Consider the following 21,670-nt stretch of genomic DNA (forward strand, 5'->3'; position numbering starts at 1 on the left):
ATGACCTGGTTGAATGCATGCCGAGATATCTTCAATCCACCCGATGGTCCGGTGTTCGGCCCGCGGCGAATTCCTTGGCCCAGCGGTAGTCGGGCTTACCGCTCGGGCCGCGCGTGACCACCTCCGCGACCCAGATCTGCCTCGGCACCTTGTAGCCCGCGAGATGAGTGCGCACATGGCGCTCCAGCGCGGCGAAATCCACCGGTTCGGAGCCCACGACCGACACCACCGCCGCTACCTGCTGCCCCCAGCGCTGGTGCGGTACCCCGATCACCACCGCGTCGTAGACGGCCTCGTACGCCTTCACCACGCTCTCGACCTCCTCGACGAAGACCTTCTCGCCGCCGGTATTGACGACCATATTGCCGCGACCGATCAGCGTCACCGAGCCGTCGGCCTCGACCTTGGCGCGATCGTCGGTCACCACGATCCGCGCGCCGTCGACCGTCTTGAACAGCCGCTCGGTCTTCTCCGGATCCTTGTAATAGCCGATCGGCACCGCGCCGGTCTTGGCGAGCCAGCCCTCGGCACCCGGTGCGACCTGCCGTCCCGCATCGTCGACGACGATCGCGCCCCGGCCGCTGTGCACCCGGGGACCGCGTGCGGGATTGTCGTCTTTCTGCGCGAAACCGATACCGCCGAAACCGGTTTCGGAGGAGCCGATCGAATCGGAGACCACCGACGACGGAAACAGTTCCAACAGTGTGTTCTTCACCGGCTGTGACAGCAGCGCGGCACCGGAGGCGATGGCGACCAGGGAGGTGGCGTCCACCGGTGCGGCGCGGTAGGCGTCGATCAGTGGGCGTGCCATGGCATCTCCGGTGATCACCATGATCTGCGGGCGACGTTGTTCGACCACCTGCCATATTCGGTGCGCATCGAATTTCGGCTCGAATATGACCGCATTGCCCGACCACAGGGCGGTGAAGGTCGGCATCATCGCGGCGGCGTGGATGAGGGGTGGGAGTACGAACCAGGTGCCCGGTTCGCCCTGTGCGCCGACGCGCGACTGCTGGTATTCGTCGGAAACCGGTTCGCCGGTATAGAAGTCGATGCCACCGCCGAGGACGCGCCACATATCCTCTTGCCGCCACATGACGCCCTTCGGACGACCGGTGGTGCCGCCGGTGTACATCATGAACAGGTCGTCGGGGGTGCGATCGATGGTGCGACGGGCGGGGGAGCCCGAGAGCAGTGCCTGCTCGTAGGACGCGGGCAGCGTTGCCGGGGTGGTGGCGTCGGTGTCGATGGGGGTGGGTTGTTTGTCGTCGACGATCAGGACATGGATCGACGGGATATCGACGAGTGCGTGCAGCGCCGCGTCGGCGTATGTCTCATGGCACACCAGCACTTCGAGGTCGGCATTGTCGTAGAGGTAGCGCAGCTCTTCGAGCCCGTAGCGGTAGTTGATATTGATCGGGACGGCTCGTGCTTTGAAACAGGCAATGAGAGTGGTCATCGTCTCGATGCCGTTGTGCATCTGGAACCCCACGTGGGTGCCGGGGCCGACGCCGATCGAGCCGAGATGGTCGGCCAGCCTATTCGCGCGAGCGTCGAGTTCGGCGAGGGTGAGTGCCAGATCGCCTTCGATCAGGGCGGTACGCTCCGGCATCGCGTCGACCGCATGCTCGAACAGGTCGGCGAAGTTGTGGGACATGGCAATTCACTCTCATCGAAGGACGGTGAGCGGCAGCGGAATGCCGCGGTCGGTGAAGGTGAAGGCGGCGCCGGTGCTGATCCGGGTAATGGCCACCTCGGTCGCCTCTGTGAACGGAGTTGCGGCGAGCGCTATCTCGGCGGTCCAGTGCCGCTCGTCCGCGGTGGTGGAGTGCACGTAGAACCGCGGATTCACGCCGCGCACCATCGCCTCCAGCGGTCCGAGGTGGTCGGGATCGAGCATCGACGGCCACGTGCGATCGGTGTTGGCACAGCTGTGCCACGGCACCCGCAGTCGCACCGTCTCGTCGGTGCTCGATACATCAATGCCGGTGTACGACAGCGGGTTCCATGCCGGGTGCAGCCGCAATACCTCGGCCAGTGCGGCCGGACCGTCACCGAGTCCGAGTGCGGTGCGCATCCGCTCGGAGGTGAGTCCGGCGATCCCCGTGAATTGTTTGCGGCCGATATCCGTCGCGGTATCGGCGGCCCTGGCGCGCACGGCGGTCATGAATCCGATGGTGAGCAGATGGTGTTGCAGGCAGATCTCGTCGGCCATCCGCACCAGTGCCGATCGGGAGAAGTCGGCAAAGCGCAGATCGCTGAGCAGCGGACCCGCGTAGTCGCTGTCGCCGGGATCGTCTCTATCGATCGGGGACAGCTCCAGCAGTGCGGCCCGGGAGTTCGCCACCACCTCGGCGTTGGGCGGGGTCGGTGGCGGGATATGCGCCGGGTCGATGGTGACGGTCCACGCGCATACCGGTTTTCGGTCGGCGGGGTGGCGTGGCGGCCGGTGGATCGGCCGGACCTGGGCATGCGGATTGGTGGCGAGGGCGGTCGCGTCGAAGGTCGGATCTTCGATGTCGTGGCACATCGACACCACGAAGTCCTCGCCGAGCGGTTCCACATCCGCCAGTGCGCCACAGTGATCGAGCCAGAACTCGCCGTGATCGCGATCCTCGACGCGGAACCGGAAGTCCATGAACTGCGGTGGTGCGCCGATATCGAGTTGCAGGCCCTTGAAGATCGTCGGCACGTCATCGCCGTCGAAGCCGAGCGCGGTGCGCATGCGGCGGGTGTAGACCGGACTGGCGAGCTGCCACTCCTCGATGGCGACCGCCGTCATGCCCTCGCGGCCGAATGCCGCAATGGAGTGTGCCATTCCGGACCGATCGATCAGATGCCCGCACAGCAGCAGTTCGGGCACCAGCGTCGCCAGTTGTGCCCGCGACAGCCGCTCGAAGCTCGACATCACCACAGCGGAACCGGGGCGTCGCCGATCCGATACCAGCCCGCCAGCGGCTTTCCGGAGACCGAACGCGCGATGCGCTTGTGCATACCGGGTGTCAGCGCGTTGTTCTGGATCATCTCCATGAACAGCTGCGAGACATTGCCGAGGTCGAAAAAGTCACGCTGCCAGGACCATTGGTAGTTGCCGCCGTAGCGGAACCAGCTGCCGCCGATGCCCTCGGGACTGTAGTTGCGGCCGTCGGGGCGCTTGTTATCGCTGACCTGCTTCCAGAAGCCGATGACATCGCCGCTGCGCTCGTCGATGACGAACTGCTGATATGGATAGGACCAGCCCTCCAGCCCCTCCATCTCCTGGCCGAGTGCCAGTTCCCGGATCTCCGCCCGCCCGACGGCCATGAATTCCTGGGTCGGGCCGTAATTCCAACCGTAGGTGGCGTCTTCGGTATACATCTCGGCGAGCGGCTTCCAATCGCCCTTTTCTTCGCAGCGCTGGTTCTCCAGGATCCAGCGCCGGACCATCTCATCGAGTTCGGCGCGGTCGAAATCTGGCATTACCGTGTTCCTTTCGCCGGTTCGTCCTCGCGGATCGACAGCGCTTGGGTCGGGCAGTAGCGCACGGCGCGTTCGATATCCGCGCGTGCGTCGGGACCCGGTGTCGGGTCGAGGATTTCGACCTTGCCGCGCTTGGGCACGGTGAAAGTCGATGGTGCTTCGTCCTGGCAGACGGCGTGTCCCTGACATAGATCCAGATCGGCGATGATCCTCATTGTTGGCTCCCGTCATTCGAATCCGGTGACGGCCGCAGCGGCGCCTCCGGCTGGACCTCGATCAGCACCAGATGTGCGCCGCGCGGCGCGGAGACGACGGCAATGGCCGCGGCGGCGAGGTCGGTGGCGCGCAGCATGTACGGGTGGCGGGCGAATCCCCAGGTCTTCCAGTCCTCCAGCAACGGGCCGACCACCTCGGGGGTGGAATTCATGCCCATACCGGTCAGCGTCGGACCCGGCCGCACCAGCGAGGCGCGAACTCCGGTGCCCTCCAGCTCCATTCGCATCTGCTGAACCATCGCCTCGAGCCCGGCCTTGGCCGCACTGTAGGCACCGGTACGCGGGCGCGGGTCCTCGGCGCAGTCGGAACTGATCAAGACGAAATCGCCGCGCTGCCTGCGGATCATGCCCGGCAGCACCCGGTGCACCAGCCGGTGCGCGCCTACCAGATGCACCTGCACCTGCTGCAGGAACCGCTCCGGTTCCATCTCGTGCACCAGCGAGAATTCGATATCACCCGCACCGGAGACCAGGATCTCGGTGGGCCCGAGGGCTTCTTCGGCAGCACCGACGAAATCGTCGATGGATGCCGCGTCGGTGACATCGAGCTGGTGGGCGAAGGCTTCGCCGCCATTGGCACGAATCTTGGCGGCCAGCGCCTCGCACTGATCCACCCGGCGCGCTCCGAGTGCGACCGGGTGCCCGAGTTCGGCGAGTGCTTGTGCGGTTGCGGCGCCGATCCCGGAGGAGGCTCCGGCCACGATCGCCGGTCGGCGAGCAGGATTGGGTTCGAACCGTGGCATCTTAGTTGGCCTCCACGACGATGGGGAGTTTGGCGAAACCGCGGACATTGGTCGAGTGCACCCGCACGATGCCGGTGTCGGCGACGTCGTAGGACCGCACCCGCGAGACGAATTCGCGCAGCGCGACACCGGCCTCGAGCCGAGCCAGATGCGCGCCGAGGCAGAAGTGCACGCCTGCACCGAAGCTCGCCAGTCCGGCCTTGTCGGCGCGTCCGATGCGGTAGTTGTCGCCGTCGGCGAAGACTTCCGGATCCCGATTGGCCGAACCGATCAGCAGCAGCACTTTCCCGCCGGTCGGGATGGTGTGGCCGTGCTGGTCGATATCCACGGCGGCGCAGCGCGCGACCAGCTGGCTGGAGGTGTCGTAGCGCAGCGTCTCCTCGACCCAGTCGGTGACCAGCTCGGGCTCCGCGACGACCTTGGCGTATTCGCTCGGATTCCGTGCGCTCCAATACAGTGCGTTACCAAGGAGTTTGGTGGTGGTCTCGTTACCTGCCACCACCATCAGGAACATGAAGCCGATGATCTCCTCATCGGTCAGGGTGTCGCCGTCGATGTCGGCGTCCAGCAGTGCCGAGGTGAGATCCGTTGTGCGGGAGCGCCTTCGCTCGGCGACCATGTCGGCGTAGTAGGTGATGAGTGTGATCGATGCCTGCGCGGCGGCCATCGGTACATCGAGGACGCCGTCTTCGCGATGCACCACCAGATCGGCCAGCCTGCGGATCTCCGCGCGATCTGCCTCGGGCACGCCCATCAGTTCGGAGATGACATCCATCGGGAGTTTGCCCGCGACCTCATCGATCCAGTCGAACGATCCGGTCGCGAGGGCCGGTTCGAGATAGGAGAGCGTCAGTTCCCTGATCCGATCTTCCATCTCGGCCACGCGCTTGGGGGTGAAGCCCTTGTAGACGAGGCGGCGCATGCGCATATGCCGCGGATCGTCCATGGCCAGGAACGACATCACCCGGTGCGCATGCGGTCCCCAGGCCGCCGGATCCAGCGAGACGCCGTTGGCGCTGGAGAGCCGGACGCTGTCGCGGAAGGCCGCGGTCACGTCCGCGTGCCGCGACAGTGCCCAGAAATCCAGGTCGGCGTTGTAGTAGAGCGACGCTTCGGTGCGCAGCCGCTCGTAGGTGGGGTACGGGTCCTCGTGGAACGCGTAGTCGTAGGGGTCGAAAGTCAGCGGCTCGAGTGAGGCGGCCGTCATCGCGATAACCCAGAATTCGAGAACCAGTTCTCATCGGTGACCGGTGTCGCGTCATCGATGGGAGACACATAGCTGGACATGTGTCTGGACGGTACCACCAGCTCGGCCGGATCGACAGTGCTTTCCCAGAACAATCTCGCGTTGTCGCGGTGCGTGCACGGGTTCGGTTCGCATAGTGCGCCGTCGTTCGCTTCGGGTGCGATCCGGCTGGTTCTGGGGCGCTGTTTTGGAACGAGTTCTTGCGTCGCATCGCATGGCGAGACTATATTCCGTACACCTGTCCAGACAGCATCGGAGCCTTATGAATGCAGTATCGCGGAGCGGTTCGACGCGGGGTGGCGCTCGGGCGACGGGTGGGCCTGGTCTTGTGCCCGCTGACGGTTCGCGCCTGCTGATCGGCGGCAAACTGGTCACCGGTGGGGACGGCGTCTTCGCGACAGTGAACCCGGCGACCGAGGAGGTCATCGGTCAGGCCGCGAACGCGAACGGCGCGGATATGGACGCGGCCATCGCGGCCGCGCGCACGGCATTCGACGACACCGACTGGTCGCGCGATCACGCCTTCCGCGCCCGCTGCCTCGAACAGTTGCGCACCGCGTTGCAGGCCGATATCGATGAGCTGCGCGAGATCACCATCGCCGAGGCGGGCGCGCCGACCATGCTGACCCGGGGGCCGCAGCTGGAAGGTCCGGTCGCGGATCTGTCCTATTCCGCGTCGCTGGCCGAAACCTATAGCTGGGAAACCGATCTCGGCACCGCGACGCCCATGGGCATCGCGAGCCACCGCGTGCTGCGCCGCGAGGCGATCGGCGTGATAGGGGCCATCACACCGTGGAACTTCCCGCACCAGATCAATTTCGCCAAACTGGGTCCCGCGCTGGCGGCCGGAAATACCGTAGTGCTCAAGCCCGCGCCGGATACCCCATGGTGTGCGGCGGTCGTCGGCGCGATCATCGCCGAGCAGACCGATATCCCGCCCGGTGTGGTCAATATCGTGACCTCCACCGATCACGGTCTCGGCGCGCAGCTCACCGCGGATCCGCGGGTCGATATGGTCAGCTTCACCGGCTCGACACAGACCGGTAAAGCGGTCATGACCGGTGCGGCGACGACATTGAAGAAGGCCTTCCTCGAACTCGGCGGTAAATCGGCGTTCATCGTGCTCGACGATGCGAATATCGCGGGAGCCTGTGCGGTGGCGGCGTTTTCGGTGGCCGTGCACGCGGGACAAGGGTGTGCGCTGACCACCCGGCTGCTGGTACCGCGTTCGGCGTATGACGAAGCGGTCCAGGCCGCCGCGGGCACGCTGTCGGACATCGTGCCGGGCGATCCGACCGACGCGCGGACCGTCTGCGGACCGTTGATCTCCGAGCGGCAGCGGGCCAGGGTCGAGCGGTATCTCGAGATCGCGCGCGCCGAAGGCGGCCGGATCGTGATCGGCGGCGGCCGCCCGGCGGGCCGCGAGCGCGGCTACTTCATCGAACCGACATTGATCGCGGATGTGCCCAATACCGCGACGGTCGCCCGCGAGGAGATCTTCGGACCGGTGCTCGTGGTTATTCCGTACGACGGCGACGACGATGCGATCCGGATAGCCAACGACTCCCCGTACGGGCTCTCCGGTTCGGTGTGGGGCACCGACCCCGACCGAATTCGGCATGTCACCAACGGTGTTCGCACCGGCACGCTCAGCGTCAACGGCGGTGTCTGGTATTCGGCCGACGCACCGTTCGGCGGCTATAAGCAATCCGGCATCGGCCGGGAGATGGGCGTCGCCGGATTCGAGGAGTACTTGGAAACCAAACTCATCGCGACCGCCGGATAAACCCGAGTACAGCTGCAGAGGAGCTGATTTCATGACCCGCTTTCCCGGTAAGACCGCCATCGTCACCGGCGCCGCCCAAGGCATCGGTGCGGCATACGCCAAGGCATTGGCCCACGAGGGCGCGAATGTCGTTGTCGCCGATCTGAATACCGAGCGGGGTAAGGCGGTCGCGGCGGAGATCACCGCGGCGGGCGATACCGCCATCTTCGGCGAGGTCGATGTCGCCGATCCGGAATCGGCCACCGCCCTCGCCGAATTGACCGTCCGCGAATTCGGCGCGATCGACCATCTGGTGAACAATGCCGCCATCTACGGCGAGATGAAGCTCAACCTGTTGCTCAGCGTGCCATGGGACTACTACAAGAAGTTCATGAGCGTGAATATGGACGGCGCGCTGAATATGACCCGCGCGGTGTGGCAGTACATGGTCAAGGCGGGCGGCGGGTCGATCGTCAACCAATCCTCCACCGCCGCATGGACATACTCCAGCTTCTACGGATTGGCCAAGGTCGGCATCAACGGTCTGACCCAGCAGTTGGCGTTCGAACTGGGCGGTTCCAAGATCCGCATCAACGCCATCGCCCCCGGCCCGATCGACACAGAGGCCACCAAAGCCGTGACACCGAGCGTGATCGTCGACGATATGGTGAAACGGTTGCCGCTCAAGCGAATGGGGACGCCCGAGGACTTGGTCGGCGCCTGCCTGTACCTGCTCTCGGACGAGGCGAGCTGGGTCACCGGGCAGATCTTCAATGTCGACGGCGGACAAGTGTTCCGGTCATGAATGCTGAATTGCCGGTCGGATTCATCGGTTTGGGAAATATGGGCGCACCGATGGCCAAGAGCCTGCTGGCCTGGTCCGGCGGACTCACCGTCTGCGATATGCGCCCGGAGGCGGTACTACCGCTCACCGAAGCCGGTGCGTCCTCGGCCCATTCCGCGGCGGAGCTCGCCGAGAAGGCCGCCGTCATATCGGTGACCGTGCTGGATGACGAGCAGGTCCGGGCGGTGGTCACCGGGCCGGACGGCCTACTGCGGACCGCCGCGCCCGGAACCGTGGTGGCTGTGCACTCCACGATCAGCGACCGGACCGCCGAAGTGCTGGCGGGTGAATGTGGTGAGCGCGGGGTCGAATTGGTGGACGCCCCGATCAGCGGCGGAGCCCAGGGTGCCGCGCGCGGCAAGCTCGCGGTCATGGTCGGCGGCACCGACACCGCATTCGAGAAGGTTCGCGGCCCGTTCGGATGCTTCGCCGATCTGGTCGTGCACGCCGGACCGGTCGGTGCTGGCACCCGGATGAAGCTGGCGCGCAACCTCTTGCACTTCATCGCATTCACCGCCGCCACCGAGGCGCAGCGCCTCGCCGAGGCGGCGGATATCGATATCACCGTGCTCGGCAAGGTTGTTCGGCACTCCGACGCGGTCACCGGCGGCCCCGGCGCCATCATGCTGCGCGACCGCACCACGCCGATCGAGCCGAATGATTTCTGGCTGCCGATTCTGAGCCATGTGCGCGATCTCGGCGAGAAGGATCTCGGCCTGGCCTTGGAACTCGGCGCGCGACTCGGCGTCGAGCTGCCGCTGGCCGAGCTGGCTCTCGACCGCCTCGGGGCCGGGCTCGGCGTGCCACAGAAAGGGAGAACTGATGAGTGAACCATCGCGTAGCGATTCGATGGAGGGTAGTGGCCGGGTGACGGGTGGGCGTGCGGACGGATCCATCGACGAGGTGCGTCAGCGCGGACTGGCCAAGATGGCCGAGGTCTACGGCACCGAATTCCAGAACTATCCCGGCGACCACTTCGCCATGACGGCCGATCATCTGTTCGCCGAAATCTGGTCGCGGCCAGGGCTCAGCATCCGTGACCGGCGGCTGATCCTGTTGGGCGCCCTCACCGCCCAGGGGCTGCAGGATACGGCGGGCATCCAGATCGGTGCGGCACTGCGCAATAAAGAACTCACCGAGGCCGAGCTGCACGAGATCGCGTTATTTCTGTGCTACTACGTCGGCTGGCCCAGCGGCACCAAACTCGACATCTTGGTGGGAACGATTGTCGCCCAACAGAAAAAGGCGGCGCGCAAGCAGGCCGAACAGGTGCGGGAGTCCGAATCGCCGGTGTTGTCCGAAGACGAGACGCTGTCCGCCGATCCGGTGCAGTCTGATGCAGTCCCTTCCGAGTAGAGCAGTAAGGAACGCGAAACATGTCTGATGCCGCAAAGATTCGGCCGCTGCGTGCCAGCGCGATCTCCGCATGGGATGTCGAGGCCGACGTCGTCGTCGCCGGATACGGCATCGCCGGTGTCTGCGCCGCCATCGAGGCCGCTCGTGCGGGTGCCGACGTGCTGATCCTGGAGCGCACCGGCGGCTGGGGCGGTGCGGCAGCCATGGCGGGTGGGTTCATCTATATGGGTGGCGGCACGCCGTTGCAGCGGGCCCTCGGCTTCGAGGACACACCGGAGAATATGGAGACGTTCCTGCAGGCCGCGCTCGGGCCGGGGCAGGACAAGGCCAAGATCGCGGACTACTGCCAGAACAGCGTCGAGCACTACAACTGGCTGGTCTCGTGCGGTGTGCCGTTCAAACAGGAGTTCTGGGGTGAGCCCGGCTGGGAGCCGCCGCACGACGAGGGGCTGATGTACTCCGGCGGCGAGAATGCCGCGCCGTTCAATGCGATCGCGAAACCCGCTCCGCGCGGCCATATTCCGCAGATGGCCGATAAGAAGATCGGCGCCAAGAGCGGCGGTTACATGCTGATGAAGCCGCTTGCCGACACCGCGGAAAGTCTCGGTGTCCGGGTGGAATACGACACCAGGATCCGGCGGTTGGTGGTCGACGACACCGATCGGGTGGTCGGACTCATCGCGACGCACTTCGGCAAGGAGGTCGCGATCCGCGCCGAGCGCGGGGTCGTACTCGCCACCGGCAGCTTCGCCTACCACCAGCAGATGATCGAGGCCTATGCGCCACGGCTGATCGGCCGCCCCGCCGCCGCGATCGAGGAACACGACGGCATCGGCATCCTGGTCGCGCAGGCGCTCGGTGCGGAGCTGGCGCATATGGATGCCACCGAGGTGGCGTTCTTCGGCGATCCGCAGATGTTGGCGCGCGGCATTCTGGTCAACGGTCGCGGCCAGCGCTACATCCCGGAGGACACCTATCCGGGGCGGATCGGCCAGGCGACACTGATCCAGCAGGAGAACCAGGCGTATCTGGTCATCGACGAGCAGGCGCTCGAGGCCGCGCTGGCCACCGTCACATCGACGCCGTTCTTCCGGCAGCCGCCGACCTGGGCGGCGGAGACGGTCGCGGAGCTGGAGTCGGATATGGGCCTGCCGGAGCGGACCCTGCAGGGCACCGTCGACTGCTACAACCTGCACGCCGCCGACGGCAAGGATCCGTTGCTCGGTAAGAAGCCGCAGTGGGTCGAGCCGATCGGGACTCCGCTCGCGGCATTCGACATGCGGGGATTCACCGCGGGTTTCACCCTCGGCGGATTGCGTACCGACCTCGATTCGCGGGTACTGCATGTCTCCGGTGAACCGATTCCCGGCCTGTTCGCCGCGGGCCGCTGCACCTCCGGACTGTGTGCCGGTGGCTATGTCAGTGGCGCGTCCCTCGGTGACGGCAGCTTCTATGGCCGACGTGCCGGTCGCGCCGCCGCAAAGTAGGATCCAGACACATGTCCGAAGGCGAGTCCATCATCCTGGAGGCGACTCGGCGTCGCCTCACCGAGAAGCAGGCAGACACTGTCGACAAGCTCACCAGGGCCGCAGTGGAAGTGCTTGCGCGCGAAGGCTTTGCGGGGATGACCATCCGCATGGTCGCCGCAGCGGCCGGTGTGGGCACCGCCACGGCATACACCTACTTCTCCTCGAAGGAACACCTCGTCGCCGAGATCTTCTGGCGCCGCCTGTTCGCCAATTCGGCACCGGTCAGCGACGATCCGGACCCCACCGTCCGGGTCGTCGCCGAACTCCGCAATATCGCCATGCTGGTCGCCGACGAACAGGAACTCTCGGGTGCGGTGACCAGCGCACTGCTCGGCCGCGACCCCGATGTGGCCCACCTGCGCGCCCGCATCGGCATCGAAATCCGCAAACGCCTCATGCGTGCGCTCGGCCCGGACGCCGACCCGGACGTCGTCGAATCCTTGGAACTGCTCTACGCGGGTGCCCTCGTCCGGGCGGGCATGGGCTACGCATCGTACTCCGATATCGCCGATCGCCTCGAGAAGTCGGCACTGCTCATCCTGAGGTAGCGCACTTACTCGAGAGGTAATCGACTTCATTATCGGTGGGCGCAATGATGGTGGGGCACCTGATGATTGGAGAATCCGATGCCCTACTTCGAATCGCACGACGGCACCACGCTGCATTACCAGGAGTGGGGTTCCGGGCAACCGGTGCTGTTCATGGCCGGTGGCTGGTTGAGCAGCACTTCGTGGGAGCTGCAGATGCTGCCGCTGTCCAAGCAGGGTCTGCGGTGTCTGTCCTACGACCGGCGTGGCCATGGCAAGTCGGACTGGGTCGGGCACGGGTACGACTACGACACCCTGGCCGCGGATCTGGCCGCATTCCTGGAGCATCTCGATCTGCATGAGGTCACCGTGGTCGCGCATTCGATGGCGGGCGGTGAGCTCATCCGGTACCTGACCCGACACGGCAGCGACCGGATCAGCCGGATCGCGCTGGTCTCGGTGACCATGCCCTTCCTCGCACAAGCCGCGGACAACCCGAACGGCGTGCCGAAGGCCGTCTTCGACGCGGTGGGTGCGGCCCGCGCCGCCGACCGTCCGCTCTGGATGGAGCAGAACGCCCAGGCGTTCTTCGCGACGCATCTGGGCAACCAGGTGTCCTCCGCGCGGATCGCGTGGATGGTCCAGAAGTGCATGGACTGTTCGCTGCTGGCGGCGGACGAGATCATGTACACGATCTTCAACTCCGATTTCCGAGACGAGTTGCGCGCGGTCACGCTGCCTACGCTGGTCATTCACGGTGACGCCGATGCCTCGGCACCCATCGACCTGTGCGGGCGGGTGATCAAGGATCTGATCCCGGGCAATATCTACAAGGAATACCCGGCTACCGGGCACGGCATCATGATCTCGCATGCCGCGCAGCTCAACGCCGACATCATCGACTTCATCAAAGCGTGAGCTCAGGGCGGTAGCGGCGGATTCTTGTCGTACCCCGCCGCTACCATCCGCGCATGGGATTCGCTCTCTCGATCACTGTGTCGCCCGAGGATATCGATGGCAATGGGCATATGAACCAGGCCGTTTATCTGCAATACGCGGAACGGGCGCGCTGGGCCTGTCTGCAGGAGGGTGGCTTGTCCCAGGAAAGGCTGCTGGCTGCCGGTGTCGGCCCCATCGCGCTGCAGGCGACGCTCACCTTCAAACAGGAGCTGTTCGTCGGCGACGAGGTCACGGTCACTTGCGATTTCGTCTGGGACGGCAAGACCCACCAGACCATCCAGGAGATCCGCAAGACCGATGGCACGGTCTCCGCGGAGATCATCGGCGTCGGCGGCCTGCTCGATCTGACCGAACGGCGGTTGGTGCCTGACGGAGCGCGCTACTTCCGCGACCTCGCGGCGGATCCGACGGTCTTCGGCCTCAGCCAGCGGGAGTAGTTCTAAGGGTTCGATGAGACCAAGAGAGTTGGGGGACCTCCCTGATGGCGCGGGCGGGCGATGGCAGACAGACTGATTGCATGACTTCGCAAGCCCTAGGCGCCGACATCGAGAATTCGGCTGCCTCGACCGCTGTCGCGGCACGCGCCATCGACCTGGTGAAGGTTTACGGCTCCGGAGATACTCAGGTCAGGGCATTGGACGGGGTGTCGGCCGAATTCGCGAAGGGGGAGTTCACCGCGATCATGGGCCCCTCCGGATCGGGTAAATCGACCCTGATGCACTGCCTTGCGGGTCTGGACAGCGCCAGCACCGGAACCATTCGGATCGGCGACACCGACCTGGCCGGGCTCTCGGATAAGCAGATGACACGGCTGCGGCGCGACCGCATCGGATTCGTCTTCCAGGCCTTCAACCTGGTTCCCACGCTGACCGCGCACGAGAACATCACATTGCCGCTGGATATCGCCGGACGCAAGCCCGACCAGGACTGGCTGGATACGGTGATCAAGCGGCTCGGACTGACCGACCGGCTCACCCATCGCCCGAGCGAACTCTCCGGCGGGCAGCAACAGCGCGTCGCGTGCGCGCGCGCCCTCGCCGGAAAGCCGGAGATCATCTTCGGTGACGAGCCGACCGGCAACCTCGACTCCCGCGCCTCGGAGGAGGTGCTCACCATCCTGCGCGCGGCAGTGGACGAATTCGGTCAGACGGTCGTCATCGTCACCCACGAGCCGCATGCCGCGGGATACGCCGACCGGGTGGTGTTCCTCGCCGACGGTCGCATCGTCGACGAACTGCGCGATCCGACCTCCGAATCGGTGCTCGACAAGATGAAGTCGCTGGAGCAGGCGTAATGAGTAGCAAACCGATGCGCAAGGTGGTCTTGCGCAACCTCGCCGCGCACAAGGTGCGACTAGCGCTGACGCTGCTCTCGGTGGTACTCGGAACCGCCTTCATCGCAGGATCGTTCGTCTTCACCGACACCCTGCAGCGCACCTTCGACGGCATCTTCGCCAATCAGGCGAAAGGTGTCGATGTGCGGGTGAGTCCGCAAAAGCAACAGGCCCAGGGCATTCCGCTGAGTGTGGTCGACGATATCGCGAAGATGAACGGGGTGCGGGCGGTCGCGCCGAGCGTCAACGGCCCGCTGGTGCTGCTCTATCCGGACGGCAAGAAGGCCGTACAGACCGGTGGCGCACCGACTTTCGGCCAGTCCTACATTCCGCCGGATCGGGCGGTCGCCGAACCGGAAAAGTTCGTCCGAGGTGTGCCACCCGCGCACGAAGGCGAGATCGCGCTCAATACCGGCGGCGCCGAACGCGCAGGCCTGCATGTCGGGGACAAGACCAAGGTGCTGATCCCATCGCACGGCGGCCCGATCGACGTCACCCTCACCGGCATCTACGAAGTCCCCTCGGACACCGGCGGATTCATCGGCGTGATGTTCGACGACGTACAGGCGCGCAAGCTGTTCACCGACGGTTCGCATGTCGCCTACGTCGATGTCGCGGCCACCGGCATGCCCGGGGACGAACTGCGTGACAAGATCGCCAACGTACTACCGGATTACAAGGTGCAGAACGGCGATCAGGTGCGCGCCGATCTGAAGAAGGAAGTCTCCAACGCGCTCAACTTCATCAACTACTTCCTGCTCGCCTTCGGCGCGATCGCGCTGATCGTCGGCACCTTCATCATCTACAACACCTTCTCGATGATCGTGGCCCAGCGGCTGCGTGAGCTGGCCCTGCTGCGCGCGGTCGGCGCCAGCCGCCAACAGGTGGGTCGATCGGTGGTGTCCGAGGCCTTCGTCATCGGATTGATAGGCAGCGCAATAGGTTTGGCGGCCGGCATCGGTCTGGCCTTCGGGCTCTCGGCCCTGCTCAACGCGTTCGATCTCGGCTTGCCGACCGGTTCGCTCACGGTGCTGCCGCGCACCGTGATCGTCGGAATGCTCGTCGGACTGCTGGTCACGGTGGTCAGCGCCTATGCGCCGGCCCGCCGCGCCGCCAAGATCCCGCCGGTGGAGGCCATGCGCGAGGAGTTCGCCTCGACCGGGGAGTCGCTGCGGGTCCGGACCTGGGTCGGCCTCGTGCTCGCCGCCGCCGGCGCGTTGCTCGTCGTACTCGGCGCGCAGAAGACCGGCGGCCATGCCGCCTTGACGGTCGGGTTCGGCGCGCTCGGCCTGATCTTCGCGGTGTTGCTCGCCGCGCCCGCGCTGTCGCGGCCGGTGGTGAGCGTGCTCGGTGTGCTGCTGCGGCCGTTCGGGCCGATCGGCCGGATGTCGCGCAATAATGCCGCGCGCAATCCGCGGCGCACGGCCGCAACGGCTTTCGCGCTCACCCTCGGTCTGATGCTGGTGACCGCGATCGGCATGCTCGGCGCGTCGGCGAAGGCCAGCGTCGGCGTGCTCGTCGATAAGGGTGTGAAGGCCGACTATGTGCTGTCCGGACCGCAGCTGATCGGTGTGCCGCTCGGTGCAGGTGACGCGGTGCGCAAATCGGTGCCGGGCGTGGCCGATGTGGTCGGCCTGCGCGGTGTCGCGTTCACGATCAACGGCGAGCAGGTCGGCGGCACCGAATTCGACGGCGCGCCCGACAGCGTCCTGAACTACGACATGATCAAGGGCACCACCACCCTGGGCGACCACGATGTCATGGTTTCGCAGGACGAGGCCGATAAACGCGGCTGGAAGGTCGGCGACCAGGTCACCGTGACCAGCCTCGGGTTCAAAAAGATCTCGGTCGAGGTGGTCGGCGTCTACAAGAAGACGCCGCTGCTCGGCCCGATGGTGGTGTCGCCGGTCATGTACGAAGAAGTGATGCCGGTCAATTTCCGGACCAACCTGTTCATGTTCGTCAAGGCGAAGCCGGGCGCGGATCTGACCCAGATGCGCACCGACCTGGAGCACGCCACCGAGCAGTTCGTGGTGGTCCAGGTGCTGGACCGGGAGGATTTCAAGGGCGCGCAGGGCAAGCAGATCAATACACTGCTCGCCATCCTGTACGGACTGCTTGCGCTGGCGGTGGTGATCGCCATCCTCGGCATCGTCAACACCCTGGCGCTATCGGTGGTGGAGCGGCGTCGAGAGATCGGCATGCTGCGCGCGGTCGGCATGCAACGGGCCCAGGTTCGCCGAACCATCTATCTGGAATCCATGCTGATCGCGGTGTTCGGTGCGATCGTCGGGATGCTGCTCGGATTGGGTCTCGGTGTCGGCTTCCTGCGCACGCTGCGCGACTTCGGCCTCGACGAGATCGCCATCCCATGGAACCAACTGGTGCTGGTGCTCATCAGCTCGGCCGTGATCGGTGTCCTGGCCGCGTTGTGGCCGGGTATTCGGGCCGCTCGCACGCCACCGCTGGCCGCCATCGCGGATCTGTAGATCTACCTCGAAACATAGCGGTCACCACGCCGCCGTCGGCGCACCGGCGTCGCTCGGCGGTGTGGTGGCCTGTCGCCGTTATGCGGTCGAGCGGCCGATGACCGGGCCGGTGCTGTGCGACGTCAGCTATGGCCGCGGGATCGCCCGGCGGTCGTAGTCAAGGTTGCTGCCGTGGTGACTCCGGTGGATCGCGCAGCGCCGGAGTGGTTGACGCGACAGGGTCCGTTGCCGACGTTCTATTTCCCATACGCCAGTGGCCTTTTCGGCACAGGGCACGGCGAATGCGCCGATGGCCAACGCCTCTGGGCCCCTCATCGCGAGCTGCCTACTGCCGATGCCACGTGTTGTGTATCTCCGGTCACAGTGTGCTGAGCCTGCCTAACGATTAATGCTACGGTAAACGGAGGTAACTACTCCGTTTAACGCTTGATCACGGCCTGGGGTTCGATGGGTAAGGAGGCCGCTGGCGATGGTGGCAGCGGGTCTCGGTGGTCCGAGCGTGGGTTTTTCGCCCGCGTTCGGCGATATCGCCGAGAAGATGAGGGCGGCGGTGCACGGCCGCGGCGGCGAGGCGGTTCGGCAGCTCGCGCTGATCACTGTGCTGTATCTGGCCTATCGGGTCGGGCGGATGGTCACCGCCGACGACACCGTGCACGCGCTCGGAAATGCGAGAAGCGTATTGAGCATCGAAGACGCGCTCGGGCTGCCGGAAGAGACCACCGTACAGGGCGTATTCCTGCACCGGGACTTTCTCGCGGTACCGGCCAACTTCTATTACGCCACAGCGCATTTCACGGTCGCGATCGGTGTGCTGTTGTGGCTGTGGGTCTTTCGGCCGGAGCACTATCGATGGACCCGAAATCTGATGGTGGCACTGACCGCGGCCGCGCTGGCGGTGCACATGCTGATGCCGCTCGCGCCGCCGCGCATGCTGCCCGAGTACGGATTCGTCGATCTCGCCGCCGTGCACGGCCAATCCGTCTACGGCTCACCGGATTCCGGTGGGCTCTCGAACCAGTTCGCGGCCATGCCCTCATTGCACGTCGGGTGGGCTTTGCTGCTCGCTTTCGCCGTAGTGGCCGCGACCAGTGGCACCTGGCGATGGCTGGCGCTGGCGCATCCGGTGCTCACGACGGTAGTCGTGGTCGGCACCGGCAATCACTATTGGCTCGACGCGATCGTCGCGATCGTCCTACTCGGGTTGGCGTCACTGCTGCATCCGCTGGTCGTGCCCGCGTCGGCCACCGCGTGGGGTGCCATGGGCACGATCGGCCCGCAGTTGCTCCCGACGCGCTGACCACGGCAAACACCCCATCAAGATCAACTTGGGGCATACCATCGACGGGCTGTCTTGTTTGCCGGTTCAGACAAGGAGTCCTGCCATGGATGTCATCATCGCGCTCGACACGCTTCTGGAAGTCGCCGTCAAATTCATATCGCTGGTCCAAGGAGTGGTCAGCCTGTCGTCGGGCAGTTGAGTCCGGCGGGTAATTTCAGGCGTTTCGGTTGGCCCAGGCTTGGATGTCGCCACGGTCGAGCGCCAATGCCAGTAGATCCGGGAATTTGTCCGGGGTGCAGGCGAAGGCGGGAATGCCGAGCGCCGCGAGGGCAGCGGCGTTGTCGTGGTCGAAGGCTGGGGCGCCGTCGTCGGAGAGGGCGAGCAGGACGACCACTTGGACGCCGGATTCCCGCATGGCGTTCACCCGCCGCAGCATCTCTTCCCGGATGCCGCCTTCGTAGAGGTCGGATATGAGGACGAAGAGGGTGTCGGCGGGCCGGGTGATCAGGGATTGGGAGTAGGCGATGGCCCGGTTGATGTCGGTGCCGCCGCCGAGTTGGGTGCCGAAGAGCACCTCGACCGGATCGGTGAGCTGTTCGGTCAGGTCGACGACTTCGGTGTCGAAGACGACCAGCGAAGTTTTCAGCGAGCGCATGGAGGCGAGCACCGCGCCGAAGACCGAGGCGTAGACCACGCTCGACGCCATCGAGCCGGATTGATCGATGGCCAGCACCACATCGCGGCGTACCGCCTGCGCCTTGCGGCCGTAACCGATCAGGCGCTCGGGGACGACGGTGCGATATTCGGGGAGGTAGTTGGCGAGGTTCTTGCGGATGGTGCGGTCCCAGTCGATATCGCGCAGCCGAGGTCGGGTGACGCGGGCGGCCCGGTTCAGTGCGCCGGAGACCGCGGCGACGGTGTGTGCGGCGATACGTTGTTCGATCTCGCGGACCACCTTCTCGACCACCATCCGCGCTGTCGCCTTGGTGGTTTCGGGCATCACCCGATTGAGGCTGAGCAGGGTACCGACCAGGTGCACGTCGGGTTCCACCGCTTCGAGCAGCTCCGGCTCCAGCAAGAGCTGGGTCAGGTTCAGACGATCGACCGCATCGCGCTGCATGACCTCGACGACGGTGGACGGGAAATAGGTGCGGATATCGCCGAGCCAGCGGGCCACCTTGGGGGCGGAGCCGCCGAGACCGGCGGAGCGCTTGCCCGAGTTCTGGTCGTCGCCGGTGTTGTAGAGGGCGGACAGCGCACGGTCCATTGCCTCGTCATCGGCGGATCCGAGACCGCCGAGCGGCTGCTCGGCGGCGGTGCCGAGGATCAAACGCCAACGCCTGGATCGGGTTTCATCGATCGCGGTCATCCGGCCACTCCGGGAAGGTCGGTGACGGCGCAATGCCGCCACATGGTGGGCTGGTCGAGGAACCGAGTGCTCGCGTTCGGTCGCTGACGGGCAAGCCGTTCAGCCGTCGCGTCGGGTGTTGGGGCGATCGGAGTCGCAAGCCGACCGGATGCGCCTGCTGTCGGGCTCATACCGGCACCCCCAAGATGTCTGCGACAGTGCGCATTGCGACGAGGCCACGCTCGGCATCGAAAGCCATGTCGTCGCCGGTGCGCGCTGCGATAACGCCGCCGTCGCGCACCGCCTGACCGATGGCGCGGCGCTCCCCGGATTCGAACGCACCGAACGTGCGGCGGAGCAGGGGCAGGATTTCGACGAACATATCGTCGCCGAGGCTGCGGAGCCAATCGTCGATGAGGCGCAACAACTCTCGGTCGTGGACGAGTAGCAGTCCACGACCCCCCAGAAAGCCGTCGATCCAGGCAGCCTTGGCGGCGGCGGTATTGCCGATCGACAGCGCCGCGGAAAGCCTACGCGCGGAATCGGATTCATCGATGCGCCCGGCATCGGCGAGCAGCCGGACGGCGCGGCCGACGAGCGCCCCGTGCACATCGTCGCGGTCGGCGAGGCGGCGCAGGGCGGCCAGCCATTCGCCGGTGGCCCAATCGTCGTCGCGGGTGTGGATCGCGGTGTGGGCGGCGTCGATTTGGCTGCGGAGTTGTTCGGCGGCTTCGGTATCGAGGCCGGTGACCGCACCGGGCAGGCCCGCGCAGATGCGCACCAGCAGGCCGTCGGCGACATGGACGAGTGCCTTGGTGTCGGTGCCACGCACATCGCCGTAGCGCAGCGTGCGGGTCAGGCCGGGGAGGGCGGCGAGCAGGTGGGTCACGTCGTGGTCGAGTGCCGCGGCGGATTCCAGGCGGGTGATCAGGCCGTCGGTGGCGCCACCGAGGTCGGCGAGTAGCGCCACTTCCAGCGCGGCGGTGAGATCGCCGACGGTGCTGTCCGCGCGACTCGCGGTGTCCAGGATCCTGGCCTCGGCCGCGGTGCGGATGGTGGTACCCCAGCGCGAGGCCTCGATGATCGAGACGGCGAACTCGGGTCGCCACTGCAGCGCCCAGGTCTCTCGGAAGGTGCCGGTGCTGCGGACTTCACCGGTTATCGGTGTGCCCCAGTCGATTCCGAGTACCCGCAGTCGGTGCAGCAGTCGGGAGCGCTCGACCTCGCGTTCCTTGCGCAGGTCGAGATCGAGATTGCGGGACAGGGCTTCCTGTTTGAGTCGGAGCGTGCGAATCCGGGCGCGAAGATCGGCATCGAGCGCAACGGTGGGGGTGCCTTCGGGCACGGCGCCGAGCGCCTCGCCGACCACTAGCTCGGTCGCGACGAGTCGCAGCATCGTCTCGTCGCCAGCGCACATCACCGACCGCACTGCCTCGGTGACCTCCGACAGTCCGGCCAGCGGCCGGGCACGCAGTACCGCGAGGGTGTCGGCGAGCCGGACGGATTCGATGATGTGCGCGCTGGAGACCGGCAGATCGTGGGCGCGCAGCACCCCGGCCACCTTGGTCAGCCAGCGCGCGATCGGCTGCTCGGTTTCGGTGAACAGGTGGTGATACCAGCCCGGCGAGGTAATGCCCGCGCCGTACCCGGAGGTCGTGGCCAGCCGCGAATGCGTCCATGGCACCCACGTCAGCGTTGCCTTGACCTTCGGAAGTCCCTTGAGCAATGCGGTATCCGCTGTCGCGGGCCCCAGCTTCCCGGTCAACGCCGGGGCATGCCAGGCTCCGCACACCACGGCGAGCCGCTGCGACCCCTCCTTCAACGCCTTGCGCATCGTCTGGCGCATATACGCCTCGCGCCGCAGCGTGTGGGCATCGATGCCGTCGGATCTGGTCGATTCGCGCACCGCGTCTTCGGGACCGACCGCTTCGTCGACCGTATCGCTCGCCGGAATGTCGGGCGAATCGTCTTCGCTTGTGCCCATGACAGTTCCGATCGCGAACATGCCCTGCTCCGCGGCAGCGCGCAGCGCGCCCATCGCCTCGGTGATCGCGTCGAAGGCGTCGGCGTCGGCAACGGATTCGACCACCGCGTCCCACCAGCGCTCGGCATCGTCGTAGCCGCCGGCGGCCGCCAGTTCGGCCAGCGGATCGATGCGATCACCCGGTTCGTCTTCGGCGGCGAGTACGGCGGTCGCGGGCAGATCGCAGAACCGAACCGCCACATTGTGTTCGGCCGCGTACCGCAGCGCCTGCCATTCCGGTGAGAACACCGCGTAGGGCCAGAAAGCGGCCTTGGCCGGCGCATCGGGCACATAGGCCAGCAGTGCGACGGGCGGCGACATCCCTTCGGCCGCAACGTAGCCGACGAGTGGATCGGCATCGGCCGGACCCTCGATCAGAATCGCGTCGGGCCGATACCGCTCCAGTGCGGTGCGCAGCGATCTGGCGGAGCCGGGGCCGTGATGGCGGATGCCGAACACCCTTGTCACAGGGCCACTCTGCGCGGTGCGGTCGC

General features: G+C 66.0%; 19 protein-coding genes. 11 read left to right on the forward strand and 8 right to left on the reverse strand.

Annotation, left to right across the window (positions count from 1 at the left end; translation table 11 throughout):
• Window positions 1–31: 31 nt before the first annotated feature.
• Genes ACQP1G_RS07975 through ACQP1G_RS08000 form a run of 6 tightly spaced genes read right to left on the reverse strand, consistent with a single transcriptional unit; the run spans window position 32 to window position 5,684 of the window.
• A complete protein-coding gene (locus ACQP1G_RS07975; protein WP_433200189.1) occupies window positions 32–1,657 on the reverse strand; it encodes an acyl-CoA synthetase in 1,626 nt (541 codons plus the stop codon).
• Between the two features lie 12 nt (window positions 1,658–1,669).
• A complete protein-coding gene (locus tag ACQP1G_RS07980) occupies window positions 1,670–2,908 on the reverse strand; it encodes a hypothetical protein (protein WP_433200192.1) in 1,239 nt (412 codons plus the stop codon).
• The gene (locus ACQP1G_RS07985; RefSeq protein WP_433200195.1) at window positions 2,908–3,459 is read right to left on the reverse strand and encodes a nuclear transport factor 2 family protein; all 552 of its coding nucleotides are present in this window, start codon (window positions 3,457–3,459) and stop codon (window positions 2,908–2,910) included. The genes ACQP1G_RS07980 and ACQP1G_RS07985 overlap by 1 nt, the downstream gene beginning before the upstream one ends.
• Window positions 3,459–3,674: a ferredoxin gene (locus ACQP1G_RS07990; RefSeq protein ID WP_433200198.1), complete on the reverse strand. Its 216-nt coding sequence runs from the start codon at window positions 3,672–3,674 to the stop codon at window positions 3,459–3,461. The genes ACQP1G_RS07985 and ACQP1G_RS07990 overlap by 1 nt, the downstream gene beginning before the upstream one ends.
• Window positions 3,671–4,477 carry an SDR family oxidoreductase gene (locus ACQP1G_RS07995; RefSeq protein WP_433200201.1) on the reverse strand — a complete coding sequence of 269 codons (807 nt, stop codon included), beginning with the start codon at window positions 4,475–4,477 and terminating at the stop codon, window positions 3,671–3,673. The genes ACQP1G_RS07990 and ACQP1G_RS07995 overlap by 4 nt, the downstream gene beginning before the upstream one ends.
• Window position 4,478: 1 nt before the next feature.
• Window positions 4,479–5,684 (reverse strand): cytochrome P450, encoded by a 1,206-nt coding sequence (locus ACQP1G_RS08000; RefSeq protein ID WP_433200204.1) that lies wholly within the window; start codon window positions 5,682–5,684, stop codon window positions 4,479–4,481.
• Window positions 5,685–6,051: 367 nt separating this feature from the next.
• Between ACQP1G_RS08000 and ACQP1G_RS08005 the strand changes: the two genes are divergently transcribed.
• The 11 genes from ACQP1G_RS08005 (at window position 6,052) to ACQP1G_RS08055 (ending at window position 17,823) form a co-directional block, all read left to right on the forward strand.
• Entirely contained in the window at window positions 6,052–7,509 is a 1,458-nt protein-coding gene (locus ACQP1G_RS08005; RefSeq protein WP_433200207.1) for an aldehyde dehydrogenase, read from the forward strand.
• A gap of 31 nt (window positions 7,510–7,540) precedes the next feature.
• Entirely contained in the window at window positions 7,541–8,293 is a 753-nt protein-coding gene (locus ACQP1G_RS08010) for an SDR family oxidoreductase (protein WP_433200210.1), read from the forward strand.
• Window positions 8,290–9,162 (forward strand): NAD(P)-dependent oxidoreductase, encoded by an 873-nt coding sequence (locus ACQP1G_RS08015; RefSeq protein ID WP_433200213.1) that lies wholly within the window; start codon window positions 8,290–8,292, stop codon window positions 9,160–9,162. The genes ACQP1G_RS08010 and ACQP1G_RS08015 overlap by 4 nt, the downstream gene beginning before the upstream one ends.
• A gap of 19 nt (window positions 9,163–9,181) precedes the next feature.
• On the forward strand, window positions 9,182–9,688 hold the full coding sequence (locus ACQP1G_RS08020) for a carboxymuconolactone decarboxylase family protein (protein WP_433208276.1): 507 nt from the start codon (window positions 9,182–9,184) through the stop codon (window positions 9,686–9,688).
• Between the two features lie 20 nt (window positions 9,689–9,708).
• A complete protein-coding gene (locus ACQP1G_RS08025) occupies window positions 9,709–11,175 on the forward strand; it encodes an FAD-dependent oxidoreductase (RefSeq protein WP_433200216.1) in 1,467 nt (488 codons plus the stop codon).
• Window positions 11,176–11,186: 11 nt separating this feature from the next.
• On the forward strand, window positions 11,187–11,765 hold the full coding sequence (locus ACQP1G_RS08030; protein ID WP_433200219.1) for a TetR/AcrR family transcriptional regulator: 579 nt from the start codon (window positions 11,187–11,189) through the stop codon (window positions 11,763–11,765).
• Between the two features lie 78 nt (window positions 11,766–11,843).
• Window positions 11,844–12,662: an alpha/beta fold hydrolase gene (locus ACQP1G_RS08035; protein WP_433200222.1), complete on the forward strand. Its 819-nt coding sequence runs from the start codon at window positions 11,844–11,846 to the stop codon at window positions 12,660–12,662.
• A gap of 53 nt (window positions 12,663–12,715) precedes the next feature.
• Window positions 12,716–13,141, forward strand: coding sequence for an acyl-CoA thioesterase (locus ACQP1G_RS08040; protein ID WP_433200225.1), 426 nt, complete (start codon window positions 12,716–12,718; stop codon window positions 13,139–13,141).
• Window positions 13,142–13,221: 80 nt separating this feature from the next.
• Window positions 13,222–13,998 carry an ABC transporter ATP-binding protein gene (locus ACQP1G_RS08045; RefSeq protein ID WP_433200228.1) on the forward strand — a complete coding sequence of 259 codons (777 nt, stop codon included), beginning with the start codon at window positions 13,222–13,224 and terminating at the stop codon, window positions 13,996–13,998.
• On the forward strand, window positions 13,998–16,526 hold the full coding sequence (locus tag ACQP1G_RS08050) for an ABC transporter permease (protein ID WP_433200231.1): 2,529 nt from the start codon (window positions 13,998–14,000) through the stop codon (window positions 16,524–16,526). The genes ACQP1G_RS08045 and ACQP1G_RS08050 overlap by 1 nt, the downstream gene beginning before the upstream one ends.
• A gap of 469 nt (window positions 16,527–16,995) precedes the next feature.
• Window positions 16,996–17,823, forward strand: coding sequence for a phosphatase PAP2 family protein (locus ACQP1G_RS08055; protein ID WP_433200234.1), 828 nt, complete (start codon window positions 16,996–16,998; stop codon window positions 17,821–17,823).
• 196 nt (window positions 17,824–18,019) lie between these two features.
• Here ACQP1G_RS08055 and ACQP1G_RS08060 read toward each other — a convergent pair whose 3' ends face one another.
• Window positions 18,020–19,174: a VWA domain-containing protein gene (locus ACQP1G_RS08060; protein WP_433200237.1), complete on the reverse strand. Its 1,155-nt coding sequence runs from the start codon at window positions 19,172–19,174 to the stop codon at window positions 18,020–18,022.
• A 166-nt stretch (window positions 19,175–19,340) separates the two neighbouring features.
• Complete coding sequence (locus tag ACQP1G_RS08065; RefSeq protein ID WP_433200240.1) at window positions 19,341–21,644, reverse strand: DUF5682 family protein; 2,304 nt, start codon at window positions 21,642–21,644, stop codon at window positions 19,341–19,343.
• Between the last annotated feature and the right edge of the window lie 26 nt (window positions 21,645–21,670).

The organism is Nocardia sp. CA-107356 (genome assembly GCF_050946365.1).
Taxonomy (GTDB): domain Bacteria; phylum Actinomycetota; class Actinomycetes; order Mycobacteriales; family Mycobacteriaceae; genus Nocardia.

What these genes read in the sequence shown, in the direction of transcription:
- ACQP1G_RS07980 (WP_433200192.1), bottom strand. Translation starts at nt 2,908, where the DNA reads ATGTCGAGCTTCGAGCGGCTGTCGCGGGCACAACTGGCGACGCTGGTG.
- ACQP1G_RS08045 (WP_433200228.1), top strand. Translation starts at nt 13,222, where the DNA reads ATGACTTCGCAAGCCCTAGGCGCCGACATCGAGAATTCGGCTGCCTCG.
- ACQP1G_RS07990 (WP_433200198.1), bottom strand. Translation starts at nt 3,674, where the DNA reads ATGAGGATCATCGCCGATCTGGATCTATGTCAGGGACACGCCGTCTGC.
- ACQP1G_RS07975 (WP_433200189.1), bottom strand. Translation starts at nt 1,657, where the DNA reads ATGTCCCACAACTTCGCCGACCTGTTCGAGCATGCGGTCGACGCGATG.
- ACQP1G_RS08025 (WP_433200216.1), top strand. Translation starts at nt 9,709, where the DNA reads ATGTCTGATGCCGCAAAGATTCGGCCGCTGCGTGCCAGCGCGATCTCC.
- ACQP1G_RS08000 (WP_433200204.1), bottom strand. Translation starts at nt 5,684, where the DNA reads ATGACGGCCGCCTCACTCGAGCCGCTGACTTTCGACCCCTACGACTAC.
- ACQP1G_RS08055 (WP_433200234.1), top strand. Translation starts at nt 16,996, where the DNA reads ATGGTGGCAGCGGGTCTCGGTGGTCCGAGCGTGGGTTTTTCGCCCGCG.
- ACQP1G_RS08040 (WP_433200225.1), top strand. Translation starts at nt 12,716, where the DNA reads ATGGGATTCGCTCTCTCGATCACTGTGTCGCCCGAGGATATCGATGGC.
- ACQP1G_RS08035 (WP_433200222.1), top strand. Translation starts at nt 11,844, where the DNA reads ATGCCCTACTTCGAATCGCACGACGGCACCACGCTGCATTACCAGGAG.
- ACQP1G_RS07985 (WP_433200195.1), bottom strand. Translation starts at nt 3,459, where the DNA reads ATGCCAGATTTCGACCGCGCCGAACTCGATGAGATGGTCCGGCGCTGG.
- ACQP1G_RS08020 (WP_433208276.1), top strand. Translation starts at nt 9,182, where the DNA reads ATGGAGGGTAGTGGCCGGGTGACGGGTGGGCGTGCGGACGGATCCATC.
- ACQP1G_RS08030 (WP_433200219.1), top strand. Translation starts at nt 11,187, where the DNA reads ATGTCCGAAGGCGAGTCCATCATCCTGGAGGCGACTCGGCGTCGCCTC.
- ACQP1G_RS08010 (WP_433200210.1), top strand. Translation starts at nt 7,541, where the DNA reads ATGACCCGCTTTCCCGGTAAGACCGCCATCGTCACCGGCGCCGCCCAA.
- ACQP1G_RS07995 (WP_433200201.1), bottom strand. Translation starts at nt 4,477, where the DNA reads ATGCCACGGTTCGAACCCAATCCTGCTCGCCGACCGGCGATCGTGGCC.
- ACQP1G_RS08050 (WP_433200231.1), top strand. Translation starts at nt 13,998, where the DNA reads ATGAGTAGCAAACCGATGCGCAAGGTGGTCTTGCGCAACCTCGCCGCG.
- ACQP1G_RS08015 (WP_433200213.1), top strand. Translation starts at nt 8,290, where the DNA reads ATGAATGCTGAATTGCCGGTCGGATTCATCGGTTTGGGAAATATGGGC.
- ACQP1G_RS08060 (WP_433200237.1), bottom strand. Translation starts at nt 19,174, where the DNA reads ATGACCGCGATCGATGAAACCCGATCCAGGCGTTGGCGTTTGATCCTC.